Annotated in this window: 23 protein-coding genes; all 23 read right to left on the bottom strand. The window is 69.7% G+C overall.

Annotated features, from left to right (window positions below; translation table 11 throughout):
* Positions 1-39: 39 nt before the first annotated feature.
* Positions 40-435: a 30S ribosomal protein S11 gene (gene rpsK, locus H958_RS0116785; protein WP_028059524.1), complete on the bottom strand. Its 396-nt coding sequence runs from the start codon at positions 433-435 to the stop codon at positions 40-42.
* Positions 435-818 (bottom strand): 30S ribosomal protein S13, encoded by a 384-nt coding sequence (gene rpsM, locus H958_RS0116780; RefSeq protein WP_028059523.1) that lies wholly within the window; start codon positions 816-818, stop codon positions 435-437. The genes rpsK and rpsM overlap by 1 nt, the downstream gene beginning before the upstream one ends.
* A gap of 9 nt (positions 819-827) precedes the next feature.
* A complete protein-coding gene (gene rpmJ, locus H958_RS45180) occupies positions 828-941 on the bottom strand; it encodes a 50S ribosomal protein L36 (protein WP_081685960.1) in 114 nt (37 codons plus the stop codon).
* Positions 942-1263: 322 nt separating this feature from the next.
* On the bottom strand, positions 1264-2043 hold the full coding sequence (gene map, locus H958_RS0116775; protein WP_028059522.1) for a type I methionyl aminopeptidase: 780 nt from the start codon (positions 2041-2043) through the stop codon (positions 1264-1266).
* Positions 2040-2708, bottom strand: a complete 669-nt coding sequence (locus tag H958_RS0116770; RefSeq protein ID WP_028059521.1) for an adenylate kinase — start codon at positions 2706-2708, stop codon at positions 2040-2042. The genes map and H958_RS0116770 overlap by 4 nt, the downstream gene beginning before the upstream one ends.
* A 10-nt stretch (positions 2709-2718) precedes the next feature.
* Entirely contained in the window at positions 2719-3990 is a 1272-nt protein-coding gene (gene secY / locus H958_RS0116765; protein ID WP_028059520.1) for a preprotein translocase subunit SecY, read from the bottom strand.
* A gap of 6 nt (positions 3991-3996) precedes the next feature.
* Entirely contained in the window at positions 3997-4515 is a 519-nt protein-coding gene (rplO, locus tag H958_RS0116760) for a 50S ribosomal protein L15 (RefSeq protein WP_231379272.1), read from the bottom strand.
* Positions 4512-4694 (bottom strand): 50S ribosomal protein L30, encoded by a 183-nt coding sequence (rpmD, locus tag H958_RS0116755; RefSeq protein ID WP_028059518.1) that lies wholly within the window; start codon positions 4692-4694, stop codon positions 4512-4514. Before rpmD ends, rplO begins: the two co-directional genes overlap by 4 nt.
* A complete protein-coding gene (rpsE, locus tag H958_RS37965) occupies positions 4691-5278 on the bottom strand; it encodes a 30S ribosomal protein S5 (RefSeq protein ID WP_051324384.1) in 588 nt (195 codons plus the stop codon). The genes rpmD and rpsE overlap by 4 nt, the downstream gene beginning before the upstream one ends.
* A 14-nt stretch (positions 5279-5292) precedes the next feature.
* On the bottom strand, positions 5293-5646 hold the full coding sequence (gene rplR / locus H958_RS0116745; protein WP_028059517.1) for a 50S ribosomal protein L18: 354 nt from the start codon (positions 5644-5646) through the stop codon (positions 5293-5295).
* Positions 5643-6176, bottom strand: coding sequence for a 50S ribosomal protein L6 (rplF, locus tag H958_RS0116740; protein WP_028059516.1), 534 nt, complete (start codon positions 6174-6176; stop codon positions 5643-5645). Before rplF ends, rplR begins: the two co-directional genes overlap by 4 nt.
* A 5-nt stretch (positions 6177-6181) precedes the next feature.
* Positions 6182-6589 (bottom strand): 30S ribosomal protein S8, encoded by a 408-nt coding sequence (rpsH, locus tag H958_RS0116735; protein WP_028059515.1) that lies wholly within the window; start codon positions 6587-6589, stop codon positions 6182-6184.
* A gap of 4 nt (positions 6590-6593) precedes the next feature.
* The gene (locus tag H958_RS0116730; RefSeq protein ID WP_028059514.1) at positions 6594-6779 is read right to left on the bottom strand and encodes a type Z 30S ribosomal protein S14; all 186 of its coding nucleotides are present in this window, start codon (positions 6777-6779) and stop codon (positions 6594-6596) included.
* A gap of 14 nt (positions 6780-6793) precedes the next feature.
* Positions 6794-7384 (bottom strand): 50S ribosomal protein L5, encoded by a 591-nt coding sequence (rplE, locus tag H958_RS0116725; RefSeq protein ID WP_037410368.1) that lies wholly within the window; start codon positions 7382-7384, stop codon positions 6794-6796.
* On the bottom strand, positions 7384-7701 hold the full coding sequence (rplX, locus tag H958_RS0116720) for a 50S ribosomal protein L24 (protein WP_028059512.1): 318 nt from the start codon (positions 7699-7701) through the stop codon (positions 7384-7386). Before rplX ends, rplE begins: the two co-directional genes overlap by 1 nt.
* Complete coding sequence (rplN, locus tag H958_RS0116715) at positions 7701-8069, bottom strand: 50S ribosomal protein L14 (RefSeq protein ID WP_028059511.1); 369 nt, start codon at positions 8067-8069, stop codon at positions 7701-7703. The genes rplX and rplN overlap by 1 nt, the downstream gene beginning before the upstream one ends.
* Positions 8066-8635, bottom strand: coding sequence for a 30S ribosomal protein S17 (gene rpsQ / locus H958_RS49095; protein WP_081685959.1), 570 nt, complete (start codon positions 8633-8635; stop codon positions 8066-8068). Before rpsQ ends, rplN begins: the two co-directional genes overlap by 4 nt.
* Positions 8628-8846, bottom strand: coding sequence for a 50S ribosomal protein L29 (gene rpmC, locus H958_RS0116705; protein ID WP_028059509.1), 219 nt, complete (start codon positions 8844-8846; stop codon positions 8628-8630). The genes rpsQ and rpmC overlap by 8 nt, the downstream gene beginning before the upstream one ends.
* Complete coding sequence (gene rplP / locus H958_RS0116700; protein ID WP_028059508.1) at positions 8846-9262, bottom strand: 50S ribosomal protein L16; 417 nt, start codon at positions 9260-9262, stop codon at positions 8846-8848. The genes rpmC and rplP overlap by 1 nt, the downstream gene beginning before the upstream one ends.
* The gene (gene rpsC / locus H958_RS49090; RefSeq protein WP_081685958.1) at positions 9262-10278 is read right to left on the bottom strand and encodes a 30S ribosomal protein S3; all 1017 of its coding nucleotides are present in this window, start codon (positions 10276-10278) and stop codon (positions 9262-9264) included. Before rpsC ends, rplP begins: the two co-directional genes overlap by 1 nt.
* 6 nt (positions 10279-10284) lie before the next feature.
* The gene (rplV, locus tag H958_RS48240; protein WP_028059507.1) at positions 10285-10635 is read right to left on the bottom strand and encodes a 50S ribosomal protein L22; all 351 of its coding nucleotides are present in this window, start codon (positions 10633-10635) and stop codon (positions 10285-10287) included.
* A gap of 362 nt (positions 10636-10997) precedes the next feature.
* A complete protein-coding gene (gene rpsS, locus H958_RS0116685; protein ID WP_028059506.1) occupies positions 10998-11270 on the bottom strand; it encodes a 30S ribosomal protein S19 in 273 nt (90 codons plus the stop codon).
* On the bottom strand, positions 11270-12115 hold the full coding sequence (gene rplB / locus H958_RS0116680; RefSeq protein WP_028059505.1) for a 50S ribosomal protein L2: 846 nt from the start codon (positions 12113-12115) through the stop codon (positions 11270-11272). The genes rpsS and rplB overlap by 1 nt, the downstream gene beginning before the upstream one ends.
* Positions 12116-12117: the final 2 nt, after the last annotated feature.

Here is a 12117-nt window from a genome sequence, read left to right as displayed (position 1 = left end):
TCATGTCCGGGTGGGAGCGGTGGGGCTGGTTGATCATGGCTACACCCTGCGCCGCTTGCGGGGGCGGCAGCCGTTGTGTGCCTGCGGAGTGACGTCCTTGACGCCCGTGACCTCGAGCCCGGCGGCCTGGAGCGAGCGGATCGCGGTCTCACGGCCCGAGCCGGGTCCCTTGACGAAGACCTCGACCTTCTGCATGCCCTGCTCGATGCCCTTGCGCGCGGCGGCGTCGGCCGTGACCTGCGCAGCGAAGGGGGTCGACTTGCGCGAGCCCTTGAAGCCGGCGCCGCCGGCGGACTCCCACGCGATCACGTTGCCTTCGCGGTCGGTCAGCGCGACGATCGTGTTGTTGAAGGACGTCTTGATGTGCGCCTGGCCGATCGGGACGTTCTTCTTGACCTTGCGGCGGCCGCGCTGGGGGCGACGGGGTGCGGGCACTACTTCTTACCTGCCTTCTTCTTGCCCGCCACCTGCATGCGCTTGGGGCCCTTGCGCGTACGAGCGTTGGTCTTCGTGTTCTGCCCGCGGACCGGGAGACCGCGGCGGTGACGCAGGCCGCGATAGCAGCCGATCTCCATCAGGCGCTTGATGTTCTGGCTGCGCTCACGGCGCAGGTCACCCTCGACCACGTAGTCGCGGTCGATGATGTCGCGCAGCTTGGAGACCTCGTCATCGGTGAGGTCGCGGACCTTGCGGTCCGGCTCGATCCCGATGGCGGCGAGGATCTCGTTCGACGTCGGCCGGCCGATGCCGTAGATGTAGGTCAGGCCGATCTCGACACGCTTGTTGAGCGGGATGTTGATCCCGGCGATGCGAGCCATCGTTCTGCCTTACCCCTGCCGCTGCTTGTGCCGGGGGTTCTGGCAGATCACGAGCACCCGACCGTGGCGTCGGATGATCTTGCACTTTTCACACATCGGCTTGACCGACGGTCGTACCTTCATGATCCCTTTCGGCTGATGATCCAGACGGGGTGGCTCTGGCGGCCGTGCCGGCCGCCGCTACCATGCCCCCGGAGCGGTCACACGCAGAAGCCTCCCGGCTCCGAGCGCGACAGCGCAGGATAGCAAAGCCTTCTTGCCGACCGAGCCGCGTGCTAGACCCTTCCGCGGCAGTCCCTCACACTCTACGAAACCGCGCGGTACCGGCGTTCTCGCGGCGTTCTGACCGAATCCGCAATTTGGCGCTTTTGCGCTCGTCTTGGCGCCCGGGCAGCGGTTCGATGTGTCCGAAGCGTCATCCGGACTAGCCCAGTCGGGCGACGGATCAGGCCGCCGCGGCGGCGGCGCGGTCCGGGTGGTGCCAGGGCGTGAGGACCCTGGGTCCGGAGGCGGTGATCGCGATCGTGAACTCGAAGTGGGCGGCCAGTGAGCCGTCCTGGGAGTAGATCGCCCAGCCGTCGTCGCCCATGCGGACCATGTGGCGCCCGGCGGTGACCATCGGCTCGACGGCGAGGACCATGCCCTCCTCGAGCGGCACGCCCTTGCCCGCCGGCCCGTAGTTCGGGACCTGCGGCTCCTCGTGCATGTCGCGGCCGACGCCGTGTCCCACCAGGGACCGCACGATCGAGAAGCCCTCGGCCTCGACGTGCTCCTGCACCGCGTGGCTCACGTCGCCCAGCCGGTTCCCCGCCCGGCACTGCTCGACCGCCGCGAACAGCGCGCCGGAGGTGACCTCCATCAGCTTCGCAGCGACCGGGGAGACGTCGCCGACTCCGAAGGTGCGCGCCGCGTCGGCGACCCAGCCGTCCTTCACCACGCCGATGTCCACCGAGAGGATGTCGCCGCGCTTGAGCTTGAACCTCCCCGGGATCCCGTGCACGACCATGTCGTTCGGGGACGCGCAGATCGAGCCCGGGAAGCCGCGGTAGCCCTTGAACGCCGGCGTCGCGCCCTGCGAGCGGATGAACTTCTCCGCCGCGGCGTCCAGCTCGGCGGTCGTCACGCCGGGGCGGATCTTGCCCGCGAGCAGATCCATCGTCTGCACCAGGATCTCCCCCGCCGCCGCCATCGCGTCGACCTCGGCGGGGGACTTCTTGATGATCACAGCCGTTCCTCGAGCCGCAAGGTGGCCAGGGTGGCACGGATGTGGTCGTGCACCTCGGTCACGTCGCGCGTTCCGTCGAAACGACGGAGCAGGCCGCGCTCCTCGTAGTAGTCCTTCAGGGGCTCGGTCTGCGCGTGGTAGGTCGCGAGCCGCTTGCGGATCGTCTCCGGCTCGTCGTCCTTGCGCCGCGTCAGCGGCTTGCCGTCCTGATCGCAGACGCCCTCGTGCTTGGGCGGATCGTCCTCGACGTGGTAGACATGCCCGGCCGAGCAGACGCGACGCCCGCTCAACCGCGCGATGACGACCTCGTCGGGCGCCTCGATCAGCAGCGCGGCGGTCAGCCGGCGCCCCATGCCCTCGAGCTCCCGCGCCAGCGCCTCGGACTGGCCGATCGTGCGCGGGAAGCCGTCCAGCAGGAAGCCGTCCTGTCCCTCCTCCTCGACCTTGTCGAGGATCATCGCGATCACGAGGTCGTCGGGGACGAGGTCGCCGTTGTCCATGTACGACTTCGCCGCGAGCCCGAGCTCCGTCTCACTCTGCTTGTGCTCGCGCAGGAGATCGCCGGTGCCGATGTAGGGCAGCCCGAAGTCCTCGCGCAGCCGAGCGGCCTGGGTGCCCTTTCCGGCCCCGGGCGGACCGAGGAGGATGAGATTCAGCTCGCTCAAGCCGAGCAGCCTACTTCAGGAAGCCTTCGTAGTTGCGCATCATCAGCTGTGCCTCCAGCTGCTTCATGGTGTCGAGCGCCACGCCGACGACGATCAGCAGCGACGTGCCGCCGAAGTAGAAGTTCCGGGTGGCCCCCGTGGAGGCGATGATGATGGTAGGCAACGCGGCGACCGCCGCAAGGTACAACGCGCCCGGGAACGTCAGCCGGGCGAGGATGCGATCGAGGAACTCGGCCGTCGGCCGGCCCGGGCGCACGCCCGGGATGAAACCGCCGTACTTCTTCAGGTTGTCCGCCTGATCGACCGGGTTGAAGGTGACCGCGGTGTAGAAGTACGTGAAGATGACGATCATCAGCGTCTCGCCGACGACGTAGGCCCAGCGGCCAGGAGCGAGGAACGTCGCGAGCCCGTTGAGCGCCGGGACCAGCTGGCCGACGGTCGGCGGGAACGCCATGATCGACGCGGCGAAGATGACCGGGATGACGCCGGCCATGTTCACGCGCAGCGGCAGGTAGGTCTGCCCGCCGGAGCTCATCCGGCGCCCGATCACGCGCTTGGCGTACTGGATCGGGATCCGCCGCTGGCCCTCTTGGATGAAGACGACCGCCGCGACCACGCCGATGGCGAGGAACGGCATGATGATCTTGAAGACCGGATCGGGGTTCGTCCACCACTGCTGCACGCCGTGGGGCAGGCCGGCGACGATCGAGGCGAAGATCATCAGCGAGATGCCGTTGCCGATGCCGCGCTGCGTGATCAGCTCGCCCATCCACATGACGAGGATCGAGCCGGCCGTCAGGCACAGCACCACGAGGATCACGGTGCCGGCGTTGAAGCTCGTGAAGATCGGCGTGCCGGCCGAGGATCCCTGCGAGCGGAACAGGAACGTGTAGCCGATCGCCTGCGCGCCGGCCAGGCCGACGGTCAGGTAGCGCGTGTACTGGGTGATGCGCGCCTGCCCGACCTCGCCCTCCTTCTGCAGCTTCTCCATCGCCGGCGAGACGACGGTCAGCAGCTGCAGGATGATCGATGCCGTGATGTAGGGCATGATCCCGAGCGCGAACAGCGAGATCCGCGACAGGCCGCCGCCGCTGAACGTGTTGAGCAGGTTCAGGACGCCGCTGCCGGAGTAGTTGTTCTTGATCGCGTCGACGGCGCTCGTGTCGACGCCCGGCACGGGGATGAACGACCCCAGCCGGTACAGCGCGAGGATCGCCGCCGTGAAGAGCAGCTTCTTGCGGATCTCCGCGACGCGGAACGAATTCAGGATCGTGGAGACCACGCCCGGCTACTCCTCGATGAGTTGGACGGTGCCGCCTGCGGCCTCGATGCGCTCGCCGGCGCTCTTGGAGACCTTGTGGACGATGAGGGTGAACTTCTTCGTCAGCTCGCCGCGCCCGAGCACCTTCACCGGGATGTCGCGCTTCTTCGCCAGGCCGGCCGCGCGCAGCGCCTCGAGGTCGATCGTCGCGCCGTCGTCGAACCGCGCGTCGAGGTCGTCGAGGTTGACGTGCTGCGTGTGCGTCCGGAACGGCTCGAACGGCATCGACATCTTCTTGTTCGGGCCGCGCAGCTTGCGCATCCGCATGTGGATCGGGTTCTGGCCACCCTCGAAGCGGGCCCGGTCCTTGGCACCGGCGCGCGAGCCGTAGCCCTTGTGCCCGCGGCCCGACGTCTTGCCGTGGCCGGAGCCGTGGCCGCGCCCGACGCGCTTGCGGTCGCGCTTGGAGCCCGGCGCGGGCTTGAGGCTGTGAAGGCCGATGTTCTCGGCCTTCAGCTCCTCGTCGACGGTCTGCTGCTCGCTCACGACTTCTCCTCGACAACTACAAGGTGGCGGACGGCATGGACCATGCCCCGCAGCTGCGGGGTGTCCTCATGCTCGACGGACTTGCCGATGCCGCGCAGGCCGAGCGAGCGCAGCGTGTCGCGCTGGCGGCCGTTGGCGCCGTTGGCGGAGCGGACCTGCTTGATCACGTACGTGCTCATGCGGGTGCGACCTCCTCCTCCACGGCGGCGCCGGCCTCGATCGTCTCGGCGACCGGCTCAGCCGGCTTGGAGAGCCCGAGGACCTTGTCGACCGAGAGGCCGCGCAGCTGCGCGATCTCCTCCGGCTTGCGAAGGTCCTGCAGGCCCGCGATCGTGGCCTTGACGAGGTTGATCGGGTTCTGCGAGCCCAGCGACTTCGAGAGGATGTCGTGGATCCCCGCGAGCTCGAGCACCGCGCGCACGCCGCCGCCGGCGATGACGCCGGTACCGGGCGAGGCGGGCTTGAGGAACACGCGGCCGGAGCCGAAGACGCCCGTCGTCTGATGGGTGATCGTCGAGCCGTGGCGCGGCACGCGGAAGAGGTTCTTCTTCGCGCGCTCGACGCCCTTCTGGATCGCCAACGGCACCTCGTTCGCCTTGCCGTAGCCGACGCCGACGATGCCGTTCTCGTCGCCGACGACGACCAGGGCCGTGAACGAGAACCGCCGGCCGCCCTTGACCACCTTGGCGACGCGGTTGATCTCGACGACACGCTCCTGCAGGTCGATGCCGGAGGCGGAGATGGATCGGTCGGGAGCTGCCATAGGTCCTATCGAGTCTAGAAGTTCAGGCCGCCCTCACGGGCGCCCTCGGCCAGGGCCGCAACACGACCGTGGTACTGGTACCCGCCGCGGTCGAAGACCGCCGACGAGACCCCTGCAGCCTGCGCGCGCTGCGCGAGCAGCTCGCCGGCCTTCTTGGCCTGCTCCATCGGCTTGAGCGAGCGCAGCTCGGCCTCGGTCCACTGGACCGCGGCCAGCGTGCGGCCGGCGTCGTCGTCGATGAGCTGGGCGAACACGCCGCGGTTGGAGCGGAACACGGAGATCCGCGGGGTCTCCGCGGTGCCGTGCACCTTCGCGCGGACGCGGCGGCGGCGCTTGAGGCGCCGCGCGGGAGCGGTGAGAACCGTCATGCCCTCTTGCCCACCTTCCGGGCCACGTACTCGCCCTGATAGCGGATGCCCTTGCCCTTGTACGGCTCCGGCGGGCGCTGCTTGCGGATGATCGCGGCGATCTCGCCGACGACCTGCTTGGCATTGCCCTTGACGATGATGCGGGTCGGCTGGGGCACCTCGAACTCGATGCCCTCCGGCGCCTTGATCGGCACGGGGTGCGAGTAGCCGAGCGCCAGCTCCAGGTCGCGGCCCTTCAGCTGCGCGCGGTAGCCGACGCCCTGGATCTCGAGCGTCTTGGTGAAGCCGGTCGTCACGCCCTCGACCATGTTCGCGACGAGCGAGCGCGTGAGCCCGTGCAGGGCGCGGTGCTCGGCGCGGTCGGTCGGGCGCTTGACCAGCAGCTGGCCGTCCTGGAGCACGACCTCGATCACGCGGTGCTTGCGCTCCTCGAGGTTGCCGCGAGGGCCCGAGACCCGCACGACCTCGGGCTCCACCGTGACGGTGACGCTCGCGGGAACGGGGATGGGCTTCTTGCCGATGCGGGACATGACGGTTACCAGACCTCCGCCACGACCTCGCCGCCGACGCCCGCAGCGCGGGCCTCGTGACCGGTCATGACACCGTGCGAAGTGGACACGATCGTCGTGCCCATGCCGCCGAGGACCTTCGGGATGTGCTTGGAGTCCACGTACATCCGCTGGCCCGGGCGCGACACTCGGCGCAGGCCGGAGATCACCGAGGTGCGGTTCTCAGTGTACTTGAGCTTCACGAGGATCTTGTCCGCCGCGGAGCCCGGAACGCCCGGCGTCTCGTCGTAGCCGAGGATGTAGCCCTGCTCGGTGAGGATGCGGGCCATCTCGCGCTTGAGCTTGCTCGACGGGATCTCGACCTCTTCCTTGGCGGCCATGATGCCGTTGCGGATGCGGGTCAGGAAGTCGGCGATGGGATCGGTCATCGACATGCGATCACCAGCTCGACTTCGTCATGCCGGGGATGTAGCCCTGGTGCGCGAGCTCGCGCAGGCACACCCGGCACAGGCCGAACTTGCGGTAGACCGCGCGCGGGCGCCCGCAGCGACGGCAGCGCGAGTGCGCCCGCGTCTTGTACTTGGGCGGGCGGTTCGCGCGAACGATCTTGGATGTCTTGGCCATGTTCAGGAAGTTCCTTATGCGGCTACTGGCTCAGGGGTGAGGGACTCGTAGGCCCCGGGGCGACCCTCGCGGGCGAACGGCAGGCCCAGCGCGTCGAGCAGCGCGAACGCCTCGGCGTCGGTCTTGGCCGTCGTCGTGATCGCCACGTCGAGGCCGCGGACCTGGTCGACGGCGTCGTAGTCGATCTCCGGGAAGATGACCTGCTCGCGGATGCCCATGTTGTAGTTGCCGCGACCGTCGAACGAGCGCGGGTTCAGGCCGCGGAAGTCGCGCAGCCGCGGCAGCGCGACGGAGACCAGGCGGTCGATGAACTCGTACGCGCGCTCCTGGCGCAGCGTGACCGTCAGGCCGACGGGCATGCCCTCGCGCAGCTTGAACGCGGCGACCGACTTGCGGGCGCGGCGGATGTTCGGCTTCTGGCCGGCGATGTCGGCGAGCTGGCCCAGCGCGGCCTCGAGCATCTTCGAGTCCTGCTTGGCCTCGCCGACGCCCATGTTGAGGGTCACCTTGACCAGCTTCGGCGCCTGCATCGGCGTCGAGTAGCCGAACTTCTCGACCAGCTTGGGCCTGATCTCGTCGTTGTAGCGGTCCTTGATACGTGCCATCAGTCGATCTCCACGCCGGATCGGCGGGTCACGCGGACACGCCGGCCCTGCTCGCCGCGGGTCACGCCCACGCGCGTCGGCTTGTTCGTCTTCGGGTCCACGATCGCCACGTTGGACACGTGGATCGGGCCCTCCTTCTCGATCACGCCGATCTCGAGGTTGGGGCGGCCCTGGACGGGGCGCTGATGGCGCTTGACCATGTTCAGCCCCTCGACGTAGACGCGCTCCTTCTGCGGATCCACGCGGATGACCTTGCCGGTCTTCCCGCGGTCCTTGCCCGCGATCACGATCACGTTGTCGTCGGTGCGGATCTTCATCACAGCACCTCCGGCGCGAGCGAGACGATCTTCATGAACCCGCCGTCGCGCAGCTCGCGGGCCACCGGCCCGAAGATGCGCGTCCCGCGCGGGTTGTTCTGCGCGTCGATGATCACCGCGGCGTTCTCGTCGAAGGCGATGTAGGTGCCGTCCTCGCGCCCGAACTCCTTCTTCGTGCGCACGACGACCGCCTTGACGACGTCGCCCTTCTTGACCGTCCCGTTCGGGTTGGCCTGCTTGACGGTGGCGACGATGATGTCCCCCACGCTCGCGTAGCGGCGGCGCGAGCCGCCCATCACGCGGATCGTGAGGATCTCGCGCGCGCCGGTGTTGTCGGCCACGCGCAGTCGCGTCTCGTTCTGGATCATCGAGCCCGCTCCAGGATCTCCACGAGCCGCCAGCGCTTGCTGCGCGACATCGGCCGGCACTCCTGGACGCGCACGGTGTCACCCGCGTTCGCCTCGTTGCGCTCGTCATGGACGTGCAGCGTCGTCGACGACCGCAGGATCTTCTGGTAGCGCTTGTGTCGCCGGGCCACGTCGATGCGCACGACCAGGGTCTTGTCGCCCTTGTCGGACACGACGATGCCCTGGCGGACCTTCGGGCGCCCGGGGCCGTGCTCGGGAGCGTGCTGCTCCTCCACGACCGGAGCCGCGGCGCGAGCGGCCGCGCGCTTCTCCTTCTGCTTGGCGCGGTAGGCCGTGCGCTGACGAGCGTTGCGCTCGCGGTGCGCCTTGCGCTCCGCGATGCGCTCCTCGAGCGTGCGCGGGCCCGACGCGGCCTTCGCCTTGGCGGCGCGCGAGGCGGCGTTGCGCTCGCGGCGCGTCTCGGTCGGTCCAGGAGCGGCGGCCTCGGCGGTCCCCTCATCGGGGGTCGCCGTGGCTTCGACCTCCTCCACGATGTTCTCTGGGGTCTCTTCCGGGTTCTCAGCCATTGTCTGCAGTCTTCTGGTTCGGATCGATGCCGCGCTGGCGGGCCACGGTGATGGCGCGCGCGAGGGCGCGCTTGCCGCTGCGCAGGCCGGCCGTGTTCTCCAGCTCGCCGGTGGCGTGCTGGAGACGCAGGCCGAACAGGTCACGCCGCTGCGTGGCGATGTGCTCACGCAGGGCCTTGTCGTTGAGATCGCGGAGCTCGGACGACTTCATCACTGGCCGTCCTCGCGCAGCACGAACTTGGTCTTCACGGGCAGCTTGTGGCCGGCCAGGCGCATGGCCTCGCGGGCGAGCGGCTCCGGCACGCCGGAGAGCTCGAACATCACGCGGCCCGGCTTGACGACGGCGACCCAGCCCTCGGGCGAGCCCTTGCCGGAGCCCATCCGGGTCTCGGCCGGCTTCTTGGTGTAGGCCTTGTCCGGGAAGACGTTGATCCACACCTTGCCGCCACGCTTGATCTTGCGCGTCATCGCGATTCGGGCGGCCTCGATCTGGCGGTTGGTGAGCCAACCGGCCTCGAGCGACTTCAGGCCGTACTCGCCGAACGCGACCGTCTGCTGGCCGCGGGAGAGACCCGCGCGCCGGCCGCGATGCACCTTGCGGAACTTGACTCGCTTGGGAGAGAGCATCAGCGACTGATCCCTCCGCTGAGGTCGGGACGTCCGCCACCGCGGCCGCCGCCTCCGCCGCCGCGGCCACCGCCGCCGCCGCCGAAGCCGCCGCCGCCACGGCCGCCGCCTCCGCCGCCGCCTCCGCCGCGGCCACCGCCGCCGCCGAAGCCGCCACCGCCGCCGCGACCGCCCGGGCCGCCGCCGCGACCGCCGGGACCGCCGCCCTGGCCGCCACGGCCTCCGCCGCCGCGCCCACGGCCGCCGCCTCCGCCGCCGCCGCGCCCGTCGCCGCCACCGCCGCGCCCACGGCCATCGCCGCGGCCGCGACCGCCGCGACGGTCGTCGTCACGGTCGTTTCCGCCCTGGCTGGGCTCGTCGAGCGAGGTGAGATCCTGGCCGGCGTAGCCGGCGGGCATGATCTCGCCCTTGTTGATCCAGCACTTGACGCCGATGCGGCCGAACGTCGTGCGGGCCTCGTAGAAGCCGTAGTCGATGTCGGCGCGCAGCGTGTGCAGCGGGACGCGGCCGTCGGAGTAGGACTCCGAGCGGGCCATCTCGGCGCCGCCGAGGCGGCCGCCGACCTGGATCTTGCAGCCCTTGGCGCCCGAGCGCATGGCGCTCGTGAGCGCGCGCTTCATCGCGCGCCGGAAGGCGACGCGGTTCTGCAGCTGCTCGGCGATCGACTGCGCGACGAGCTTCGCGTCGAGCTCGGGGCGCTTGATCTCGAGGATGTTGACCTTGATCGACTTGCCGGTGATCCGGTGCAGGTCGCGCCGTAGGGCGTCGACCTCCGAACCCGACTTGCCGATCACGATGCCGGGGCGCGCGGTGTGGATGTTGACCTCCACCTCCGCCGCGTCCTTGCGGATCGTGATGTCGGAGAGGCCGGCGTGCGCGAGCTTGTTCTGGATGTGATCCCGGATCCGGACGTCCTCGATCAGGAAGTCGGAGAACTGCTTCTCGGAGAACCAGTTCGACTTCCAGTCGTGGATGTAGCCCACGCGCATGGCCTCGGGATGAACCTTCTGACCCATGGCGGGCTAGGACTCCTTCGGGGTGAGCGTGATGGTCAGGTGCGAGGTGCGCTTGCGGATTCGCGTCGCGCGGCCCATGGCCCGCGGGCGGAAGCGCTTGAGCGTCGGACCCTCGTCGGCGTGCACGGAGAGGATCTTCAGGTCCTCCCCCACGAGCTCGTGGTTGTGCTCGGCGTTGGCGACCGCCGACTCGAGCAGCTTGATCCACGCCTCGGCGGCGCGCCGCGGGGTGAACGCGAGGATCGCGCGGGCCTCCACGACGTCCTTGCCGCGGATGTGGTCGCACACGAGCCGCGCCTTGCGGGCGGACGTGCGGACGTACTTGGCCTGGGCGCGGACCTCGAGGCCGACCGGCACGGGGCGACGCTCGTCGCGCCGGCGGCGCGCGGGCTTGGCCTCGTCGGCGGGCGGCTCGTCGTCGGTCTTCTTCTTCCGGGTGCGCGAGGGCTTGGCCGGCTCGGTCGCCTCCTCGGCGGCCTCCTCGGTCGCCTTCTTGGCGCGCGCACGCCGCTTCGGCTTGTCCGGGACGACCTTGTCGTCGTCCTCGGCCACGGGCGCGGCGACGCCGGGATCCTCGGCGGCCTCGGACGAGACCTCCTGCTCGGCCTCGGCGGCCGGGGTCTCCTCAGTCGTGGTCTCCGCGACCGTCTCCTCCGAGGTCTCCTCGGGGGTCTCGCCGGCCGCGGTCTCCTCGACGTCGTCGTTCTTCGGCTCTTCGCTCATCGCACCCTGCCCTTCGAGTCATGCCCACGGTACGTGCGCGTGGGGGCGAACTCGCCCAGCTTGTGGCCCACCATCGACTCGCTGACGAACACGGGCACGTGCTTGCGCCCGTCGTGGACGGCGATCGTGTGGCCGACGAACTCGGGGAAGATCGTCGACGCCCGCGACCAGGTGCGGATCATGGTGCGCTGGTTCGCGTCGTTCATCTTCTCGATGCGCTCGAAGAGACGGTCCTCGACCCACGGCCCCTTCTTTGAGGAACGGCTCATCAGCGGCCACCCTTCTTGCCGCGGCGGCGGCCGCGGACGATGTAACGGTCAGACGTCTTGCCCTTCTTGCGGGTGCGGTAGCCGAGAGTCGGCACGCCCCAGGGCGTCTTGGGATGGTTGCCCAGCGACCCGCCGCCCTCGCCGCCGCCGTGCGGGTGGTCGACCGGGTTCATGGCCTTGCCGCGCGTCTGCGGGCGCACGCCCATGTGGCGCTTGCGGCCGGCCTTGCCGATGGTGACGTTCTGGTGGTCGGAGTTGCCGACCACGCCGACGGTCGCGCGGCATTCCGAGCGGACCATCCGCATCTCGCCGGAGGGCAGGCGCAGCGTCGCCATGTCGCCCTCCTTGGCCATCAGCTGGATGCCGGTGCCGGCCGAGCGCGCGAGCTGGCCGCCGCGCCCCGGCTGGAGCTCGACGTTGTGGACGAGCGTGCCGACCGGCATCGCGGCCAGCGGCATCGCGTTGCCGACCGTGATGTCGGCGCCGGGGCCCGACAGCACCGTCATCCCGACCCGCAGGCGGTTCGGGGCGAGGATGTAGGACTTGACGCCGTCGACGTAGTGCAGCAGCGCGATGTAGGACGACCGGTTGGGGTCGTACTCGATCGAGGCGACCTTGGCCGGGATGCCGTCCTTGGTGCGCTTGAAGTCGACCTTGCGGTACAGGCGCTTGGCGCCGCCTCCGCGATGGCGGGAGGTCTTGCGGCCGAGCGCGTTGCGCCCGCCGGACTTCTTCAGACCCTCGACGAGCGAGCGCTCGGGCTCGGTCTTCGTGATCTCGGCGAAGTCCGGGTACGTGACGAAGCGGCGTCCCGGGGAAGTTGGCTTGGGCTTGCGGATCGGCATGG

Origin of the sequence: Candidatus Solirubrobacter pratensis, from assembly GCF_000425945.1 — a bacterium.
GTDB lineage: Bacteria > Actinomycetota > Thermoleophilia > Solirubrobacterales > Solirubrobacteraceae > Solirubrobacter > Solirubrobacter pratensis.
Note: the sequence above shows the minus strand (reverse complement) of the source record. Positions and strands in the feature narration are given on the sequence as shown.